Below are 20,031 nucleotides of genomic sequence, written 5' to 3'. Positions count from 1 at the left end.
CGTGAACGTGCCGCTCCCGACCACCGACATCGCACCCCGACCGACCCTGTCCGTGGTGGTACCGGTGTACAACGAAGAAGACACGATCGGCGACTGCTTGTCCAGGTTGGTCGATCAGCTCGACGACATCGCCGAGATCATCGTGGTCGACAACAACTCGACGGACTCGGGAATGGGCATCGTCGAGGCCTTCGCGGCTCGTCATCCCGAGGTGCGGACGGTCCGAGAGTCGCAGCAGGGCTTGGTGTTCGCCCGCAACGCCGGCATGGACGTCGCCTGCGGCGACCTCATCGCGCGCATCGATGCGGACACGCGCGTCGGATCGGACTGGGCGGCCACGATCGTCGACTTCTTCGTCGCCGACCCATCGGGCCGGTGGGACGCGTTGTGCGGTCGGGGAGAGGCTTATGGAGTGCCGCTCGCCGGGCGATTCGATCGCTGGAAGATCAAGATCCATCCGTTGGGGCGACGACAAGCACATCGCACCGTCACCGAGATCCCCGTTCTGTACGGGTCGAACATGGTGGTCCGCCGTGATGTCTGGAATCGCATACGCACCCGGGTCAGCATGCGCCGCGACATCTTCGAGGATGTCGACATGGGGCTCTGCATCACCGAGGGCGGGGGTCGCAACGCCTTCCTCGCATCTCTCACCGTGGGCGTCTCGGCCCGGCGGATGCACTCCGGTCTACCCGCATTCGTGACCTACATGAGTTTCCTGCCGAGAACTTTCGCGCTGCACCGCCGTTTCGCCTTCACCGCGGGAACCGCTCTCGTCTACGTTCCGGCGCTCACGATCCTGCACGCCTGTCGGCTCATGGCCATCCGGGTCTACGACAGCGACACCGGGCGATGGTCTCCACGCAAGTGGCGATCACCGGAATCGGATCGTGTGTTGCCGTGAGGGATCAGCCCGTCCGCGACGCGCGGACGGCCTGCTCGACGACGTCGGCGGCCGTCGAGACCGCCTGTGCCGCAGGGATCAGGTGCCGGCTCATCTCCGCGGCGGTGTGTCGGGTCCGGTCCTCGAGCGCCGCACCGAGGGCGTCGACGATGCGCATGTCGTCCACCCGTGACATCGGAAGAGAGGTCCCCGCATGCGATGCCGTGATCGCGCGACCCCAGATCGGCTGATCCGCACCGACCCAGGTGACCACCGTGGGAATCCCGGCGCGCAGACCGGCGGCCACCGATCCCGCACCGCCGTGGTGGACGGCCGCCGCGCAGCGCGGGAGGATGGTGTCGTGGTCGATGTGTCCGACCACGCGGATGCGCTCGTCGGTGACTCCCGACATGAAGTCACTCCACCCGCCGGACACCAGGAGACGCAGATCGAGTTCGCCTGCGGCCGAGCGGAACGCATTGGCCACTCGTTGCGGATCCGACGGCAACATGCTGCCGAATCCCACGTAGACAGGTGGCGTGTCGGCCTCGATCCACTCGAGGAGATCGTCGGCCGCCTCGTCGCCGACCCCGGAGCGGAGGCCGCCGGGCAGTGCGAAGAACCCGACCAATGGCCGGCGAGATCCCCACTCCGCGGTCAATGCGGGGAACAGCGCCGGATCGTAGGCCTGGATCTCCGGAATGCCGGTGGCCTCGATCTGCGTCGCGAATGGCGCGCGTACGGGTTCCAGCCCCAGGTCGGCACACAAGGTGTCCTCGGCGGACCGGCCGGCCCACCAGAGGGTCCATTCGACGAGGCGCCAACTGAGATGCGCCACCGCGGGCGAAGCATCGATCCCGACATGTGCCAGAAGGGACGTCGACCGGTTGCGCCGCATGGGGCACAGATGTACCGGGACGTGCGGGATCCCGCGCGCTCTCGACACGTTGTGCGCCCGCTCCTGGCCGGCGCTGCCCGAGATGATCGCGTCGGCGCCGTCGGTCGCATCGAGCAGTTGGTGCTGCATCGCACGACCGCCGCGGAGCGTGAGCTCGGTGACGGCGCGCAGGCGGGTGACCGGGTTGCGCGACTTCATCCGTTCCCGCACCAGCTCGGAGTCCAGTACGGCACGGGTGCTGTCTCCGTATGCTTGCGTCGGAAGCCCCGCGCCCGCACTGAATTCCGTCAGATTCGGTCGAACCAGCATGGTGATCTCATGACCTCGCTCGGTCAGTTCGGTCGCGAGGGCGACGGCGGGCTGCACGTCGCCACGACTGCCGTTGGCGGCCACCACGAACTTCATGACTTCCCCCTTGTTCGGTTGCGGGCCAGTATATGCGTTGGCACGCAGACGGTCTCGCTGTGCATAAGTGGGGCGCCCGCTACAGTCTCTCGGGATCATGCTCGCAGTGAACGGAATTCGGATGAGAGGAAGGTGATCGCGTGACGTCGACCACGTCCGCCACGATCGGATCGAGGGCATCGGCGGTGGGCGATCCGGCGCGTGAGTCGGTGCGGCTCGGCGATGCGGACGCGACCTACTGGTTCCTTCATCGCGCGTTGGGCTGGAGCGTCGTACTGCAACTGGTCTGGACCTTCGACGGTCCGGTCTCGCGGGAGGCCCTGGCCGAGATGAACCGCGGCCTCACGCACGGACGTCTGCACCGGAGGCTGATCGCATCGCGGGTACCCGCGGCGCGACCGCGATGGGTGGATGCCACCGGGTGTCCCGAACTGCGCTACGACGACGAGGTAATCGACGACGACAGCATCGACGCGTGGGCGGCTGACGACATGGCCACCGTCGCACTCGATCCCGAGTCCGGTCGGTGCTGGCGATTGCGTGCGGTCCGCAGCGGATCCGGGAAGACGGCCGTGTCACTCTGTGCTCTGCACCTCGTCGTCGACGGCCGAACGCTCGTCCAGGCGGCCGCCGCGGCGATGGGTCCGCTGCCGGCACAACCCGCCAACCCGGTGCGGCAACCGGCCGGGGAAGGCATGCGCCGGTGGCGCACCGGCCACCGTGGGCTGATGGCCGACCTGGTCGACGCCGGTGGCCAGGTCTTTGCGACGGGGCGCGGCGCGGTGCGCGCCGTGCGTTCGGTGACGTCTCGTGACCTGGCGGCGGTCGACGCGGCGCCGGCGCGTCCGCTTCGCGCCCCGATGGCGGAGCGGGCGCCGAGAGCGGAGTGGGTACGGGCGACGGCGGCCGTACCGTCCGACGTCTGGGACCGGGTGGCGTCCGCTGCGGAGGGCACGTCCAACAGCCTGTTCGTCGGAGTCGTCGCCGGACTGTTGCGCTCGAGTGGCTACGCGCCGCTCGGCGAGACGATCAAGGTGGGCATCCCGGTGGATCAGCGATCGGGCGACGATGATCCTCGGGCCAATGCCACCGCGGGCGTCGCGGTGATGATGACCGACGATCCCACGCCGGGCGGCGATCTCGCGATGATCCGCCGGGCATGCAAGGACGCATACGCGCGGCTCACCGCCGGACGTCGCCCCGCGGTCGCGCACCTGCAACCGATGGTCTGGATGGTGCCACCGGCATGGTTGATCACCGCCGCGACAGCGGGAACGGGGATGCCTGATGCGATGGTCTCGAACATCGGCGACGTCCCGTCGCAGGCATTGCGCCTGGACGGATTCGATGCACAGCGGTTCGCGTTCCGCGGCATGGCACAAGGTGTGGACCCCGCGTTGCCCTACCGATTCGGTGACGGCGTGCAGTCGTGGTGTGTCCGCACCGAGGAGACGATCACTCTCTCCGTATTCGGCTGCGACGAGACGGCCTTCCGATCCGACGAGCACATCCGAGAGCTCCTGGGCGCAGAACTGAGCGCGTGGGGCCTGCCCTACGAGTACTGGTGAGGAGACCATGACGATGTTCGACCGTGTCCACGATCTGCCACGGGTGACCGGTGCCGACGAGTCCTATCTGCTGGCCGAGGATCTGCTCGGGCTGAGCGCGCCCATCCAGTTCCTCTGGGTGTTCGACGAGGACCCGGGGGCGGATGCCGTCGATGGCCTGCGCGCGGCTCTGGCCGGCGGGTCACTGCAGCGCGCCGTGCGCAGGACACGGATCCCGATGGCACGACACCGGTGGGTCCGATCCACTGTTCCGCCGCGTATCGATGCGACAGGCCAGATCGACGACGACATCGGAGCGTGGGCCGACGACTGCCTGCGATCGGCCGATCTGCGCCCGGCGGACGGGTACGGCTGGCGTCTGGATTCCGCCACGACGAGTGACGGGCGTCGGGTGGTCGCCCTGCTCGTGTCGCACATGATCGCCGACGGGCAGGGCGTCTACCGTGCCCTCGCCGCAGCGCAGGCGGGAACCGGCATGCCACTCCCCGAACCCGACACTGCACGCGGCCTTCACGCCGTCGCCGGGGACCTACTCGACGGGGGCCGTCAGCTGGCCGCGGCGGCGAGGTCGCTGCGAATCCTGCTCACGGCGGCGATCCGCAACCGCGGCAACGGCGCTGCGCGATCGGTGCCTGCGCCTCGTCCACCGGAACGGGTGACCAGCGGTGGTCCCGACACCACGCTGGCCATCGTCGACGTGGACCGTCACGAGTGGCATGCACGCGCGAAGGAGTGCAATGGAACTGCGAACACCCTGTTCACGGCGCTGCTGGCCGGGATCGTGCGTCGATCGGGTTATCCGATCCCGGGTGACCTGCGGGTGTGCGTCGCGGTGGACAACCGTGCCGGCGACCCGGACGACCGTGCCAACGCGTCGGGCGGTGTCTGGATTCGCCTCGCCGATCCGGTGGAGCCGGGCACTGGACTCGACGGCATCCGAACCCTCAGCAAGCGGGCGTTCATCGAGTACGCGGAGTCCGGGGCAGAGCAGATCGCCGACAATCTGGCGCCGGTGGTCCGGCTCCTGCCGCGACGATTGATCGCCCGGATGATGACATCCATCCCCGGGCCCGACACCACGGTGTCCAATCTCGGTGTGGCGCCGGCAGAGTCGCTCCGGATCGGCGGAGCCACCGCGGCCTCGTTCGCCATCCGCGCAATCATGCAGGGCATGCCGGCGGATCGACGTCGATCGCAGGGACCGGCCGCGGCCGCCTGGGCCGTCGAGTACGGGGATCGCATCACGCTCACCTTCTTCGGTGTCCACCCCGACCACTTCGGCGATACCGATCTGCTGCGCAAACTGATCGACGACGAACTGTCCTCCTGGGACATCGACCACCGGCTCTGGTGACGGGGTGACCGTGAACAGACCGGACGAGGCCGCTGCGGGCAGGCACATCGCAATCGTGTTGTACGGCAGCCGCGGTGACATCCAGCCCGGTATCTGCCTGGCACTCGAACTCCAGCACCGTGGCCACCGGGTGTCGGTGCTCGCCCCGCCCGAACTGGTGGATCTGGCGCGATCGGCGGGGGTCGGGCAGGTGCGTCCGGTAGGACTGGACGCCCACCAGGCGTGGTCGTCGGATGCGGCCGTCGCGGCACAGCGACATCGAAACCCGCTGGTACGTCTACGTTTCACGCTGTCCACCGTCCGTGCCGGTTTCGCGGCGTTCGACGATGCGTTGATCGCCGAGTTCCTCGCCGATCGTGCACCGCTCGCCGACGTCGATCTGCTCGTCGTGGCACCCCTCTGCCAGGAGCGGGGGCTGGCCGTCGCCGAGCGGCTCGACGTCGGACTCGTGGTGCTGCGGTATGGTCCGATGTCGGAAAACGGAGTGGTGGGGTCGATTCCGGGCCTGACAGCTCATTGGTCGGTCGCGTGGAAGCGGCGGTCGTGGCGGATCGCCGATCGGCTCACCTGGGTGGCCACGGGATGGCACGCCAACGCCTTCCGGCGCAGCATCGGGGTGCCGAGGGCACGAGGTCCGCTGTCACGTCGGCTCGGAGCGCTCGGCGTCCCGCAACTCCAGGCGTACGACGCCGAGCTGTTTCCCGGGCTCGCCGACGACTGGGGCGAGACCAAGCCGATCACCGGATTCTTCGACCTGCCGCCGGAGAATCGTGCCAAACTGGGTGAGATGACCACCGACAGTACAGATCTGGCGAACTGGCTGGTCGAAGGTGAGCCCCCGCTGTTCGTCACCTTCGGCAGCATGTCACCGGCCGCCCGTGACCGAGGTGTGGCCGTGTTCCGTGAGGTCGCCCGAGGGTTGGGGCTGCGTTGCCTGATCGCCGGCGAGACCACCCACGGCGTCGATCCCGATGACGACGGAGTCTTCGCGGTCGGCGCCGTGGATCACGCAACGGTACTTCCCCGATGTGCCGCTGCGGTGCACCACGGTGGTGCGGGAACCACCGCCGCATCGCTGCGGGCGGGCCTGCCGACTCTGGTCTGCTCGGTGACCGCCGACCAACCGTTCTGGGGGCAGTCCGTGCGCGCCCTACGGGTGGGTGACACGACACGCTTGCCGAACCTCACCCCGGCGTCCGCGACGGCCGGTCTGGAAGCGGTTCTGGCGGCGCCGGTCCGGGCCGCGGCTCAGCAACTCGCCGCCCGAATGGTGCAGCCGGAGAAGGCCGTCGCCGTGGCGGCCGACATCGTCGAGGCGCGCGCCCGGCCGCGCTGAGGCCTGCGGCGCAGTAGACCCATTGCGTCGAGATCTACTGCGTCGAGACCTACTGGGCCGAGATCTACTGGGCGATGTACTTGTTGACGGCCCGATTGAGGAAGTTCGGGATGAACTTCGCGGCATTCCCGAGGAACAGGGTCTGCGCGCCCACCGAGTAGCTCGTGCGATGCAGCAATTTGTCCTGCCGGGTCGGATGGACCGACTCCCACACCTTCTCCGCGACCTGCTCGGGGGTGATGCGGACGCCGAGCGTCTTCGTCGACTTCGCGTCGTTGTCGGCGAGTGCCGTCTTCGCCCACAGCGGCCAGATGCCGACGACGCGGATGTCGTCGTGCTCCCACTCCAGTTCGAGCGCTTCGGTGAGGCCGCCGACGAAGAACTTGGTCGCGCTGTAGGTCGCGATGCCGGGTTGCCCGTAGATCGCGGACGCCGACGCGATGTTGACGAGGTGGGCGCCCGGGGTCACCTTCAGATAGGGGTAGGCGGCCTGCGCGCCCAGCGCGACGCCGAGGGCGTCGATCTCGATCTGTCGTCGAACGGCGTCCGCCGAGATCTCGTGCAACGGTCCCTCGACGAGGATGCCGGCGTTGTTGTCGAGCACATCGAGGTGACCGCCGGTCTGCGAGGTGAAGTCGGCGAGCGCATCGGCCCACTGCTTGTCGTCGCGGACGTCGAGTTCGCCGACGATCCACTCGGGGTGATTCGCCTTCACCTTCGACAGCGCATCCGCCGATACGTCGTAGACGCCGACCGTCCAGCCTTCCCGGGAGAATCGCTCCGCGGTCGCCAGTCCGATACCCGCGGCGCCGCCCGAGATGAAGATCGATGACATGTGTGTTTCTCCTGCCTTTGGCCAGCTGAGAGGCCGTTTCGCCGGTAAGTTACCGGCCAGTATAGGTCGTCGCCTGTTTACTACCTCACACCCCGATGCTATCTTGACAACACGCATTGTCATAACAGTGCTCATTGTCATGAAAGAACAGTTGTTCACCGAGGACCTGGAGGTCGAAACCGATGACCGCAGCGATGGAACGGACGCAGAGCGACGGGGCAACACCCGACTCGGCTCGCCCGGACAACGTCGTCAGCATGCGTGATCAGGGGCCGAGCGAGGTCTCCGAGCGTCTTCTCGCCTCGGCCGCCCGGCTGTCCCGGAACGCGATGACCGAGATCGAGTGGTCGGAGCCGATGGACCCGACCAAGTACGGGTGTAGCCCCGAGTGGTCGTCGCTCTACGGCACCGCCTATTGGAACGAGCTGACCGAGGAGCAGCGGATCTCGGTGACGCGTCACGAGTTCGCCTCGATCATGAACATCGGCATCTGGTTCGAGATGATCCTGCAGGAGATGGTCATCCGCGACCAGTATCTCGGCGCGTACCACGATCCGGAGTTCCAGTTCGCCCTCACCGAGGTCGCCGACGAATGCCGGCATTCGATCATGTTCGCGAAGGCATCGCAGAAGATGGTCGGCACGTCGTACAAGCCGACCAAGAGGGTCGGTCGCCTGGGCAAACTGTTCAAGCGGACCGCCAAGAACGAGGTCGCCTACGCCGGAATCCTGGTCGCCGAAGAGGTGCTCGACGTCTTCCAGCGCGGTTGCATGCGTGACGATCGCGTGCTCCCGTTCATCCGCACCGTCAACGAGATCCACGTTCTCGAGGAATCGCGGCACATGAAGTTCGCGCGCGAGGAGGTCCGCGAGTCGATGGAGGGTGTCGGCTGGGCACGCCGCCAGTTCAGCGCGCTCTATGTGGCTCTCGGCGCGTACTTCATCGTCACGAGCCTGGTGCAGAAGAAGGCCTTCGCCGATGCCGGTCTCGACGCCGATCGCGCTGTCGCGGAGATGAACTCGAACTCGCACTTTCAGTCGATGATCCGCAGCAGCTGCGCGCATCTCATGGAGTTCCTCGACGACGTCGGGCTGCTCACCAAGCCGGCCATGCGGTTCTACCGGAAAGCGCACATGCTCTGATGTTCGTCATCACCCAATCCTGCTGCAGCGACGCCGCGTGCGTGTCCGTGTGTCCGGTCAACTGCATCCACCCGACCCCGGAGGAGCGCGGTTTCGGTAGCTCCGACATCCTGCACATCGATCCGGAGGCCTGCATCGATTGCGGCGCCTGCGCGGACGCGTGCCCGGTGGATGCCATCTACCCGGCCGACAAACTCGGCGAGCGCGACAAGGTCTTCATCGACATCAATGCGGACTTCTACAAGACCAACAGCGACATCACCTCCGGGTGGAAGCAGGTGGAGTATCCGGAGATCCCGAAACTCCCTGCGGGACTGCGGGTTGCGTTGGTCGGCACGGGTCCGTCGGGGGGCTATGCGCTTCGTACCATCCTCGACCGCACCGAGGCGCAGGTGACGGTGATCGACAAACTGCCGACGCCGGGCGGCCTGGTCCGAGCCGGTGTCGCGCCCGACCACCCCGGCACCAAGGGCGTGCTCCGCGGGTTCGACCTTCTCTATCGCGATCCGAGGGTGACGATGGCGACCAACGTCGAGGTGGGTGTCGAGCCCGGTCAGGTCACGCCCGCCGAACTCGCCGAGCACTTCGACGCGGTGTTCTACGCGGTCGGCGCGAGCGAGTCGCGGTGCCTGGGTATCCCGGGCGAGGATCTGGCCGGCTCGACGTCGGCGACCGATCTGGTGGCCTGGTACAACGCCGTCCCGGGCTCGTCGGCACCGCCGATCCCGGTCGACGGCACAGGTCGCGCGGTCGTGGTGGGTACCGGAAACGTCGCGCTGGACGTGGCCCGGATCCTGGTGTCGCCGCCGGAGTTGCTGGCCACCACCGACATCGCCGATCGCGCACTGCGCATCCTCGAGCAGCAGAACATCCACGAGGTCGTCGTGCTGGGCCGGCGTGACCAGGCGTCGGCCGCCTACACGTCGGCGGAATACCGTGCGCTGTCGACCATTCCGGGCGTCGAGGTCGTCGTGCACGACGACCCGGACAGCGAGTTGCCGGATCTGTCCTCGGCGCCGGATCCGAGCCGACGCCGCATCGTGTTCGTCTTCCACACCACACCCGAGGAGATCGTCGGGGCCGATCGGGTGGACGGCCTGACCGTGCAGACCGGATCGAACCGTCACCACATCGCCACCGACCTGGTCGTGCGCTCCATCGGTTACCGATCCACTCCCATCGCCGGACTCCCGTTCGACGAGGAGCGCGGTGTCTTCCCGAACCTCGATGGCCGGATGGTCGACGACAACGGCGAGATCATCCCGGGTTCCTATGTCCTCGGTTGGGCCAAGCGTGGCCCGAGCGGCGGCATCGGTGCCAACAAGGTCTGCGCCGAGGGGACCGTCGAGGATTTCCTCCGGGATGCCGTCGAGGGCCGGCTCGATCGCTCGACGCGCGATGCGAAGGCATTCACCGCGCTGCTGCGCAAGCGGAGCAGGCATGTCATCGGCTACCGCGGGATGCGTGCCATCGACGTCAGTGAGCGTCGTCGTGGGCTGCTCGAGGGGCGGCCCCGGGTGAAGTACACCGAGGTCTCGGAGATGGTCGGCGCGGCGGGGCGTTTCAACCGCGCGTCGCGCTGATCTGCGAAGTGCGCTCCGCCGCTGAGTGCGGCGAACGGAGTGAACCCGCCGCCCCGCACACTGATCGAGTGGTCGAACGGAGTGAAACCCGCCGCCCCCGCTGATCGAGTGCGACGAACGGAGTGAGGAGCGTATCGAGATCAGGTTCCGTGGTTTCGATACGGCCTCGGCTGGCGCCTCGGCCTACTCAACCAGCGGTGGGGGTTCGGCTGGCGCCTCGGCCTACTCAACCAGCGGTGGGGGTTCGGCTGGCGCCTTGGCCTACTCAACCGGCGGTGGGGGCTCGGGTATCACAGCTGCCGACCTGGGCAGTGAGGTCCTGACAATCGCCTTGTAACACCGAGGCAAGAAGTGATTCACGCGCGATGGCGATAGTGACTCGTATGTCCAGTACACCGCGATTTCTGCAAGGCGTCTACGCGTTCACCGGGACGGGGCTCACCAAACCCGCGCCGATCGACCCTTCGCTGTCCTTCGTGGTGCCATCGGGGATGACCGCGCAACCGCTGTATTTCCGCGGCGGCAACAGTTCGGGCGAGCTGATCTCGGTGACCCTGATGCGCGACGGTCAGCCCATGCGCGTCTTCCCGATGGGGGCGCGCTCGTCGGTCAACGTGCCGCTCCGCGTGGTGGAGGACGTGGATCCCGATTCCACCCTGGAACTGGTGTTGGCCGCACCGGAGGGAACCTCGGGCGAGGTCGTCATCGACTTCGGCATGGTCGTCTTCTGATGCCGGTCGCCAAGCGCAGGCTCGTGGTCGTCGGCAACGGCATGGCCGGTGCCCGGACCGTCGAGGAGATCCTCGCCCGCGGCGGTGGCGACCAATTCGACGTCACGATGATCGGCGACGAACCCTATGGCAACTACAACCGCATCATGCTCAGCCACGTGCTCTCCGGCGAGACCTCCATCGACGACGACGATCTGATGCTCAACCCGATGGCGTGGTACCGGGAGAACGGCGTGACGCTGCGCGCCGGCGACAGCGCGGAGGCCATCGACCGCTTCGCCAAGACCGTCACGTGTGCCAGCGGCACTGTCATTCCCTTCGACGCCCTGATCATCGCCACCGGCTCGAACACGTTCTTCCCCAACATGGACGGCCTCCGGGAAGCTGACGGGCGCCTGGCGCGTGGGGTGTTCGGTTTCCGCACCATCGAGGACACCAACGGCATGCTGCAGATGGCGACCTCACGCGACGACATCCGCGCAGTGGTGATCGGCGGCGGGTTGCTGGGTCTGGAGGCGGCCTACGGGCTCAAGACCCAAGGCCTCGACGTCGACGTGGTGCATTCACCGGGGCATCTGATGAACCAGCAACTCGACGAGCGCGGCGGAAAGGTGCTGCGCAACAAGATCGAGGAACTGGGTGTGGGCGTATACACCGGAAAACGGACCACTGCGGTGCTGCGCGACGACTCCGGTCGGGTGTCGGGGGTCGGCTTCAACGACGGTGATTCGCTGCCCGCCGACATGATCGTCGTGACCGCCGGTATCCGACCGAACGTGGAACTCGCCCGTGGCGCCGGCCTGGTGATCGAACGAGGAATCGTCGTCGACGACCAGATGCGTTGCGAGGATGAGGGTTTCATCTACGCCGTCGGTGAGTGCGCGCAGCATCGCAGCGAGGTGTACGGCTTGGTCGCGCCATTGTGGGAACAGGCGGTGGTGCTCGCCGACGTCCTCACCGGTAACAACCCGGACGCCGAGTACCACGGGTCGAGGCTCACCACCAAGCTCAAGGTCGCCGGAGTCGACGTCGCGGCGATGGGGGTCAAAGGGCCCGAACGTGAGGACGACGAGTTCGTCCAGTTCTACGAACCCCGCAGCGGGACCTACAAGAGCGTCGTCGTGCGCGACAACAAGCTCATCGGCGCGATGCTGCTCGGCGACATCTCCAAGGCGAACTTCCTGACGCAGGCATTCGACGACAAGGTGCCGCTGCCCGACGAACGCATCTCGATGCTGTTCGACATGGGTACCCCCACCGCGGCGACCGGCGCGGCCGAGCTCGCCGACGACGTACAGGTCTGCAACTGCAACGGTGTCACCAAGGGCGACATCGTCTCCTGCGTGCAGAGCGGGTGCACGAGCGTGAGCGAGGTGTGTGCCCAGACGCGCGCCGGCAAGGGCTGCGGCTCGTGCAAGCAGCTCGTCGGCGACATCGTGGAGTTCGCGGCCGGTGACACGCTCACCGTCGACAAGTCGGCGGAGTGGTACGTGCCGGCGATCCCGCTGACGAAACCGGAACTGATCGACGCCATCCGGCGCCAGGATCTGCGGTCGGTCACCGAGGTGTTCGCCGCGCTCGCCCCCGACGGCGAGGACGCGGCGTCGAAGATGCCGCTGTCCTCACTGCTACGGGTGATCTGGGGTCAGGACTGGAAGCGTGAGCCCGGCGCGCTGTTCGTCAACGATCGGGTGCACGCGAACATCCAGCGCGACGGGACCTTCTCGGTGGTACCGCAGATGAAGGGCGGCGTGACGTCGCCGGAGCAGCTGCGCAAGATCGCCGACGTCGCCGAGAAGTACGACATCCCCATGATCAAGGCGACCGGCGGTCAGCGGATCGACCTGCTCGGTGTGAAAAAGGAAGACCTGCCGAAGGTCTGGCAGGACCTGGACATGCCGTCGGGGTATGCGTACGGAAAATCGTTCCGGACGGTGAAGACCTGTGTGGGCACCGATTACTGCCGCTTCGGACTGGGCGACTCAACACAGCTGGGTATCGACATCGAGAGTCGCTACCAGGGTCTGGAGTCGCCGGCGAAGCTGAAGTTGGCGGTCACCGGGTGTCCGCGCAACTGTGCCGAGGCCCTGTGCAAGGACTTCGGAGTGGTCGCCATCGGCGACGGAAAATGGGAGATCTACGTCGGCGGTGCCGCCGGTGCCCACATCCGCAAGGGCGACGTGCTCGCCACGGTTGACTCCCCGGAGGAGGTGATCCGGTTGTGCGGCATCTTCATCCAGTACTACCGCGAACAGGCGAAGTGGCTCGAACGCACCTATGCCTGGGTGCCGCGGATCGGTATCGAGGAACTGCGGGCGATCCTCGTCGACGACCGCGACGGGATCGTCGACGGACTGCAGGAGCGGATCGACGAGGCCGTCGGCAACTATGTCGATCCCTGGCTCGATCGTGCGCAGCCACGCTCGCCTGCCCAGTTCACCTCGTCGTTGCCGCTGCTGCCGCTGCCGAAGGTGCCGGTCCGATGACCGCGGTGTCCAACGAGACGGCCGTCCCGATCGGTCGTCTGGAGGACCTGCAGCCGGGGAGGGACGCGCGTACGCGGTCGACGGTCGTCAGCTCGCCGTGTTCCGGATGACCGATGGCACGCTGCGTGCCACCGATGCCGTCTGCCCGCACCGGGGAGGTCCGATCGCCGACGGCCAGTTCGACCTGGGCCACATCGTGTGCCCCCTGCACCAGTACACCTTTCGCTTCTCCGACGGTGGCTGCACAGCCGAGGGGATCGGGTCGCTCGGGGTGTATCGGATCGAGGATCGCGCCGGGGAGATCGTGGTCTGGCTGTGACCAGACCCGGTCAGCGGACCAGGGAGTCGGGCACCACGTAACGCTCGGGGCCGAAGGTGATGACGCTGGCGCCGCCCTGCCGCGTGACGACGAAGTCGTAGGCGGCGGACCCGTCGGCCTGGGAACTGTCGGCGCCATAGGGCGTGGTGCCGTGGAAGAACAGCGCGCGAGATGATCCGTCGGGTTTGGTGACCTCGACGAGTGTGCTCTTCTTGTCGTCGCCCCAGTCGCGGGTCACCTTGGCTGCGCAGTCAGCGGTCGGAGGGGTTCCGGTCGTCGAGCAGACGACGCCCTTGGTCGTCTGTGCCGATGCCGATGGCAGGCCGGCATTCGCATCGCCGGTCGGCACCGACACGATGGTGATCCCGTCCACCTGCCCGACGACCTTGCCCCCGAGGGCTGCGGGGTCGACGCCTGCCGGGCAGCCGACCAGGATCGCGCTGTCATCGAGCCACTGGGAGGTGGTCGAGCTCTCGCCCAGTCGCCGACAGGGTGACTCGGCGTTCGGATAGGGGTCGCCGAAAGTGAGCGATGCCGGAACCGAGGACGCTGCGCCCGCCGATGTCGAGGCGGTGGTGCTCGCCGCGCTCGAGACCACGCTGCTCGCCACCGACGACGACACGCTCGATGAACCGGGCGACGCCGATTGGCCGTCGTCGGTGGCACATCCGGAGACGGCGGCGGCGGTCAACCCGACGAGCAGGAAGGCGGAGCGGATTCTCATGATCGGACCCTCGCGCACTCGGGTGCGCCGGGGGAACCCTGTGGCGCACGGACGAGTTGGCACTAGCCGGTCACTGCTGTCGTCCGCCGTCTTTGGTGGGCGAGTCGCCCCGGTGCGTGGACCGCTTTCGGGAGCTCCGGGAACTCAGTACACGTCCCGCACGTACCGTTTGTCCGCTGCCAGCGCCTTCACGTACGACTCCGCGCCGGCGGGTGAGCGCCGGCCGTGGTGGGCGACGATCTCCTTGAGGGTCGCGTCGACGTCCTTGGCCATCCGGGTCGCGTCCCCGCAGACGTAGACGTGCGCGCCGTCGTGCAGCCAGCGGTAGATCTCCTCGCCGTGTTCGCGCATGCGATCCTGAACATAGATCTTGCGTTCCTGATCGCGCGAGAATGCGACGTCGAGCCGGGTCAGCAACCCGTCGGAGAGCATCGTCGTGAGCTCGTCACGGTAGTAGAAGTCGGTGGCCGAGTACTGCTCGCCGAAGAACAACCAGTTCTTGCCCTCGTGGCCCTGTGCCTGACGCTCACGCAGGAAGCCGCGGAACGGTGCGACGCCGGTGCCGGGTCCGATCATGATCATCGGCGTATCCGGATCGGTCGGGGGCCGAAAATGGGTCGTCGACGTCACGAACACACCGATCTCCTGCGCGTCGCAGTGGTCGGCCAGGAACGTCGAGCACACGCCGCCGCGCGGTTTGCCGTGCAGGTTGTAGCGCACGGCCGACACCGTGAGTTCTACCTCCTCCGGATTGTGCAGCGGACTCGAGGAGATCGAATACGACCGTGGCTGAAGAGGTTTCAGTACGGAGATCCACTCATCCGCGTCTGCCTTCACCGGGTACTCGGTCAGCACGTCGACCGTCTGGCGGCCCCAGGTCCACGACTCCATGTCCTTCTTGTTGCCCGCGGCGGCCAACGAATGCAGATGTGCCGACCCGTTGCGGTCGGCCACGAAACGCATGAAATCCGGTGTGACCTTGGCGAACTCCAGCCGCTCGCGCAGCGCACGGTGCAGCGGCATCTCGTCACCACCGGGGGCATCGACGATCTCGCCGCCGTCGAGTCCGGTGACGTCGAGCCATTCGTCGATGAGAGACGCGTTGTTGAGTGGCCAGACACCAAGAGCGTCGCCGGCTTTGTAACTCATCGCGTCGCCGGGCAGGTGAAAACCGAAGTTGCGCACGTCCTTCTGCGACCCGTCGGCACTCAACTTCACATTGCGCGACAGATGGGTCACCAACGGACTCTTCTTCGAGTAGGCGGGCGCGGTCCGCACCGACGGCTGCGCCGGCGAGTCGGCCGGTTCACTGACCACCGTGACCTGATCCGCCGACGTCGGAACCGACGCGTTGTCCGAGCCGATCACGGTGTGCACCCGGTCCAGCCACTGACCCGCAGGTTCCTCGAAGTCGGGTTCGCAGTCGACGCGTTCGAGGAGCCGCTGGGCGCCGAGCTCGACGAGTCGCTCGTCGAGATTGCGGCCGTGCCCGCAGAAGTTGTCGTAGCTCGAATCGCCGAACGCCAGTACGGCGTAACGCAATCCGGACAGGTCCGGAGCCGAGTCGCCGCTCAGCGCGTCCCAGAACGCCGACCCGTTGTCCGGCGGTTCGCCGTCGCCGGTCGTCGAGCTGACGAACAGGGCCGTGCCCGTCAGCGCCTCGACGTCGGCCGCATCCATCTCGGTGACCGTGACGTCGAAGCCCTTCGCACGGATGTGATCTGCGGTCTCGGTGGCGAACTCCTCGGCGTTGCCCATCTGGGACGCCCACAGCACGGTGATGACGTCGCGTGCCGCCTGGGCCGCGGCGTCGTTCCCGACGTCGCCGGGCACAGCTGCGCCGGGGTGCGGGGTCCGCGCGAAGATGCCGTCGATCAGACCGGCCGCCCAGGCGTGGACCTCGGCGCGCAACGGCGCCCCCGCCGGCAGGTAGGGGCGCTCGCCGACGAGAGGCTGGGCCCGCAGTCCGGCGATGATCCCCGCGAGATAGGTGCGTTCGGCATCCGACGGCCGGATGACCTCGAGCGCCGAGAGACCCAACGCAGATGCGAGTGCATCGACTGGGCTGTCGACGACCCGGTGCTCGCCGGTCGTGGTGACACCCGGTGTATCGGTCGCGGGGTCCTCCTCGGTCTGTGGTCCGGAGACCCTGGTCAGGGTGACCGCGCAGACCTTGAACTCGGGCTGCTGGGAGAGCGGGTCGATCGCGTCGGAGGTGACGGCGTTGATGGCCAGATCCTCGCCGAACATGTCGTTCCAGTGGAACGGCACGAAGCAGTTGCCCGGTCGTACCCGGTCGGAGACCGAGGCCGGCAGGACCGCGCGGCCGCGCCGGGACGCCACTTCCACCTGGTCCTTGGCGCCGATGCCGAGCCGTGCGGCGTCGTCGGGATGGATCTCCACGAACGGGCCGGGTGCCAACTTGTTCAGCTTGGCCACCCGACCGGTCTTGGTGAGCGTGTGCCACTGGTGGGGAAGTCGGCCCGTGTTCAGCAGGACCGGGAAGTCGTCGTCGGGCATCTCGGCCGGATCCACATGCGGGCGGGCGAAGAACTGGGCGCGCCGCGTCGGCGTGGCGAAGGCCAGCGCCGGGGTGGAGCCGTCGGCGGCGCGGTACAGCGTCTGGCTGACACCGTCGTTGAGATAGCGGATCGGGTTGCGACCTCCGGGGTTGGACCCCTCGATGAGGTCCTCGGGCGGGGACGGCCACTGCATGGGGGTGCGACGTAGCCCGTCGTAGGTGACGCCGCGCAGGTCGTAGCCGGTACGCGGATTGGCGAACTCGCGGATCTCGTCGAAGATCTCCTCGGCACACGAATAGGAGAAGGCGTCGGCGTAACCCATCTCGCAGGCGATCCGCGCGATGATCTGCCAGTCCGGCTGCGCCTGGCCGGGTGCGCCCAGCGCAGGTTCGAAGAGGGTGATGTTGCGCTCGGAGTTGACCATCGTGCCGGTCGACTCCGACCACAGGGCTGCCGGCAGTGCCACATCGGCGTATGCGTTGGTCTCGGTCTCGGCGAACGCGTCCTGGGTGATGACCAACTCGGCACGCTCGAGCCCGGCGATGACCGTGGACCGGTTGGCCACCGATGCCACCGGGTTGGTGCAGATGATCCAGCAGGCCCGGATCTGCCCGTCGGCCATCCGCTCGAACATGTCGATGGTGCCGCCGCCGACGTCGGTGCGCAGCGTCCCCGGCTCCACGCCCCAGCGGGTCTCGACGAACTCGCGGTCGTCGGCGGAGATGACCGCGCGTTGGCCCGGCAGCCCCGGGCCCATGTAGCCCATCTCGCGTCCGCCCATCGCGTTCGGCTGACCGGTCAGCGAGAACGGGCCGCTGCCGAGTCGGCAGATCGCGCCGGTGGCCAGGTGCAGGTTGATCAGCGCGTTGGTGTTCCAGGTGCCGTGCGTCGACTGATTGAGGCCCATCGTCCAGCAACTCATCCAGTTGTCGGCGGTGCCGATCATCTCGGCGGCACGGTGCAGGTCGTCGACGGGGATACCGGTGATCTCGGCGACCACGTCCGGCGGGTACTGCCCGGCGAAGTCCGGCATCTGCTCGAAACCGTCGGTGTAGGACGCCACGAAGTCCTGGTCGACGTGTCCGCCGGTGATCAACAGGTGGAGCAGGCCGTTGAGCAGCGCGAGGTCGGTACCCGGCTTCACCTGCAGGAACAGGTCACATTTGTCGGCGGTGGCGGTGCGGCGGGGATCGACGACGATCAGTTTCGCGCCGGCCTTGATGCGGTCCATCATGCGCATGTGCAGGATCGGGTGGCAGTCGGCCATATTCGATCCGATGACGAAGAAGACGTCGGCGTGATCGAAATCCTGATACGACCCGGGCGGTCCGTCGGAGCCCAGTGACTGCTTGTACCCGGTACCTGCGCTGGCCATGCACAGCCGCGAGTTCGACTCGATCTGATTGGTGCCGATGAAGCCCTTCGCCAGCTTGTTGGACAGATACTGTGCCTCCATCGACATCTGGCCGGAGACGTACAGGGCAACGGCGTCGGGGCCGTCCTCGTCGATGATGGCGCGCAGCCGGCGGGCGGTGTCGGTGATCACCTGGTCCATGTCCGCGGGTGTGGGGGAGTCGCCCCGCTCCGGGCGGACCATCGGCGTGACGAGCCGGCCGCCGGCCGCCAGCATGTCGGCGGTGGTGGATCCCTTGGTGCAGAGACGGCCGAAATTGGTCGGGTGGTCCTTGCGTCCGACGGTCTTGGCCACCTGGCCGTTCTCGTCGACCGCAAGGTCCATGCCACAGCCCACCCCGCAGTAGGCGCACAGCGAATGGACGATGTCGACGGACTTCACGCTCACCAGCGTTGTCCGGACGTGTTTCCTGATTCAAAGCGTCCAGTTACGCGCCTATCAACTTGACCTCACAGGGTGGGCGGGCACCTGTGCGGCAGGCGTCGGAGGTCAGACCGGCGCGAGCGTGATGCGCGCGTCGATGCGCTGGATGAGGCAGGTCGAGCGGGGGATGCGGAAGGTCTCGTCGGTCGGTGCGTCGACGATGTGGGCGCCGCCGATCACCACCGGCACGACGAACCGGTAGGCGAGCACGTCGGGGTCGCCGTGTGCGCCGACCGTCCGGGAGAGGACCCGGGGCGCGGTCATCACGGAGTATTGGATGTGCAGGTCGAGGTCGCGCCGCATCTGCTCACCGGAGAACCCGGTCTGCAGCCCGTTCTCGTACCGGACCGCGTCGCGCGCGAAGGGCACCGCGCCCGCCGTGGTGCGATCGCCGAGCGCGGTGATGTAGGCGTCGGCCGCCGCGAGTTGACGGTCCGGAGTGCAGGTCGCGGGTGCCGCGCCCGCCGCGCCGGGTGCGCCGCCGGTCGCCGCCACGGCGGCGAGGGCTGCGGAGACACTCACGAGGCCGGCGACGACGCCACGGCGGAATCGGTTCACGCCGCGAATGCTAGCCGACCGGTGGCGGCGGCAGAACAGCCAGACACGCCGCCACACCTGCGCGAACGACACGACGACCAACAGGTGCCGTCCTCAGACACATCTCAGCAGTTCACGATAAGACTGTAGGTATGCGCATCCTTGTGGTCGACGACGATCGGGCGGTCCGTGAATCGCTGCGTCGGTCGCTGTCCTTCAACGGCTATGCGGTCGAAACCGCGGCCGACGGGCTCGAAGCCCTCGAGAAGATCGTCGCCGACCGCCCCGACGTGGTGATCCTGGACGTGATGATGCCGCGCCTCGACGGCCTCGAGGTCTGTCGGCGATTGCGTTCGGCCGGCGACGACCTGCCGATCCTGGTCCTGACCGCCCGCGATTCGGTGTCCGAGCGGGTGTCGGGCCTCGACGCGGGCGCCGACGACTACCTGCCCAAACCCTTCGCGCTCGAGGAGTTGCTGGCACGGCTGCGCGCGCTCCTGCGCCGTGCGACCCCCGAGGACGACGCCGAGTCCGAGGCCCTCGTGTTCGCCGACCTCACGCTGGACCCGGTCACCCGCGACGTCTCGCGCGGCGAGCGGAGCATCAGCCTGACCCGCACCGAGTTCGCGCTGCTCGAGATGTTGATGGCCAATCCGCGTCGGGTGCTGTCGCGCAGCCGCATCCTCGAGGAGGTCTGGGGCTACGACTTCCCGACGTCGGGCAACGCGCTCGAGGTCTACGTCGGCTATCTGCGTCGCAAGACCGAGGCCGACGGTGAATCACGGTTGATCCACACCGTGCGGGGCGTCGGCTACGTGCTGCGGGAGACGCCACCCTAGTGCGTGCCGACACCACAGCCGTCGCGCCGACG

The 20,031-nt window shown here is 67.5% G+C and carries 14 protein-coding genes and 1 pseudogene; 10 read left to right on the top strand and 5 right to left on the bottom strand.

Annotated features, from left to right (window positions below; genetic code table 11):
- Position 1: 1 nt before the first annotated feature.
- Positions 2-904: a glycosyltransferase family 2 protein gene (locus D7316_RS08980; protein ID WP_232016836.1), complete on the top strand. Its 903-nt coding sequence runs from the start codon at positions 2-4 to the stop codon at positions 902-904.
- 4 nt (positions 905-908) lie between these two features.
- Here D7316_RS08980 and D7316_RS08975 read toward each other — a convergent pair whose 3' ends face one another.
- Complete coding sequence (locus tag D7316_RS08975; RefSeq protein ID WP_124707976.1) at positions 909-2,186, bottom strand: glycosyltransferase; 1,278 nt, start codon at positions 2,184-2,186, stop codon at positions 909-911.
- A gap of 140 nt (positions 2,187-2,326) precedes the next feature.
- Between D7316_RS08975 and D7316_RS08970 the strand changes: the two genes are divergently transcribed.
- The 3 genes from D7316_RS08970 to D7316_RS08960 are packed head-to-tail and all read left to right on the top strand — an operon-like array spanning position 2,327 to position 6,444.
- Complete coding sequence (locus D7316_RS08970) at positions 2,327-3,754, top strand: hypothetical protein (RefSeq protein WP_232016835.1); 1,428 nt, start codon at positions 2,327-2,329, stop codon at positions 3,752-3,754.
- A gap of 7 nt (positions 3,755-3,761) precedes the next feature.
- A complete protein-coding gene (locus D7316_RS08965; protein WP_124707975.1) occupies positions 3,762-5,108 on the top strand; it encodes a hypothetical protein in 1,347 nt (448 codons plus the stop codon).
- Between the two features lie 4 nt (positions 5,109-5,112).
- Complete coding sequence (locus D7316_RS08960; RefSeq protein WP_232016834.1) at positions 5,113-6,444, top strand: glycosyltransferase; 1,332 nt, start codon at positions 5,113-5,115, stop codon at positions 6,442-6,444.
- 64 nt (positions 6,445-6,508) lie between these two features.
- Here the strand turns inward: D7316_RS08960 and D7316_RS08955 are convergent, their stop codons facing one another.
- Entirely contained in the window at positions 6,509-7,279 is a 771-nt protein-coding gene (locus D7316_RS08955) for an SDR family oxidoreductase (RefSeq protein WP_124707974.1), read from the bottom strand.
- A gap of 182 nt (positions 7,280-7,461) precedes the next feature.
- On the opposite strand from D7316_RS08955, the gene D7316_RS08950 reads away from it, so the two are divergent.
- The 5 genes and pseudogenes from D7316_RS08950 (at position 7,462) to D7316_RS08930 (ending at position 13,540) form a co-directional block, all read left to right on the top strand.
- Positions 7,462-8,421, top strand: a complete 960-nt coding sequence (locus tag D7316_RS08950; RefSeq protein ID WP_124707973.1) for an AurF N-oxygenase family protein — start codon at positions 7,462-7,464, stop codon at positions 8,419-8,421.
- Entirely contained in the window at positions 8,421-10,004 is a 1,584-nt protein-coding gene (locus tag D7316_RS08945) for an FAD-dependent oxidoreductase (RefSeq protein WP_124707972.1), read from the top strand. The genes D7316_RS08950 and D7316_RS08945 overlap by 1 nt, the downstream gene beginning before the upstream one ends.
- Before the next feature lie 383 nt (positions 10,005-10,387).
- Entirely contained in the window at positions 10,388-10,735 is a 348-nt protein-coding gene (locus tag D7316_RS08940) for a molybdopterin oxidoreductase (RefSeq protein ID WP_124707971.1), read from the top strand.
- Positions 10,735-13,221, top strand: coding sequence for a nitrite reductase large subunit NirB (gene nirB, locus D7316_RS08935; protein ID WP_124707970.1), 2,487 nt, complete (start codon positions 10,735-10,737; stop codon positions 13,219-13,221). Before D7316_RS08940 ends, nirB begins: the two co-directional genes overlap by 1 nt.
- Positions 13,218-13,540, top strand: a pseudogene (locus D7316_RS08930) (Rieske (2Fe-2S) protein). Before nirB ends, D7316_RS08930 begins: the two are co-directional and overlap by 4 nt.
- Before the next feature lie 10 nt (positions 13,541-13,550).
- Here D7316_RS08930 and D7316_RS08925 read toward each other — a convergent pair.
- The 3 genes from D7316_RS08925 to D7316_RS08915 all read right to left on the bottom strand — a co-directional run bounded on the left by D7316_RS08925 (position 13,551) and on the right by D7316_RS08915 (position 19,181).
- Positions 13,551-14,264, bottom strand: a complete 714-nt coding sequence (locus D7316_RS08925) for a hypothetical protein (RefSeq protein WP_197718206.1) — start codon at positions 14,262-14,264, stop codon at positions 13,551-13,553.
- Positions 14,265-14,408: 144 nt separating this feature from the next.
- Positions 14,409-18,524 (bottom strand): molybdopterin-dependent oxidoreductase, encoded by a 4,116-nt coding sequence (locus D7316_RS08920; RefSeq protein ID WP_232017156.1) that lies wholly within the window; start codon positions 18,522-18,524, stop codon positions 14,409-14,411.
- A gap of 165 nt (positions 18,525-18,689) precedes the next feature.
- Complete coding sequence (locus D7316_RS08915; RefSeq protein ID WP_124707968.1) at positions 18,690-19,181, bottom strand: hypothetical protein; 492 nt, start codon at positions 19,179-19,181, stop codon at positions 18,690-18,692.
- Between the two features lie 131 nt (positions 19,182-19,312).
- Here D7316_RS08915 and D7316_RS08910 point away from each other — a divergent pair, with 131 nt between their 5' ends.
- Positions 19,313-19,999 carry a response regulator transcription factor gene (locus tag D7316_RS08910; protein ID WP_124707967.1) on the top strand — a complete coding sequence of 229 codons (687 nt, stop codon included), beginning with the start codon at positions 19,313-19,315 and terminating at the stop codon, positions 19,997-19,999.
- The last annotated feature ends 32 nt before the right edge of the window (positions 20,000-20,031 follow it).

Source organism: Gordonia insulae (genome assembly GCF_003855095.1).
Lineage (GTDB): Bacteria > Actinomycetota > Actinomycetes > Mycobacteriales > Mycobacteriaceae > Gordonia > Gordonia insulae.
Note: the sequence above shows the minus strand (reverse complement) of the source record. Positions and strands in the feature narration are given on the sequence as shown.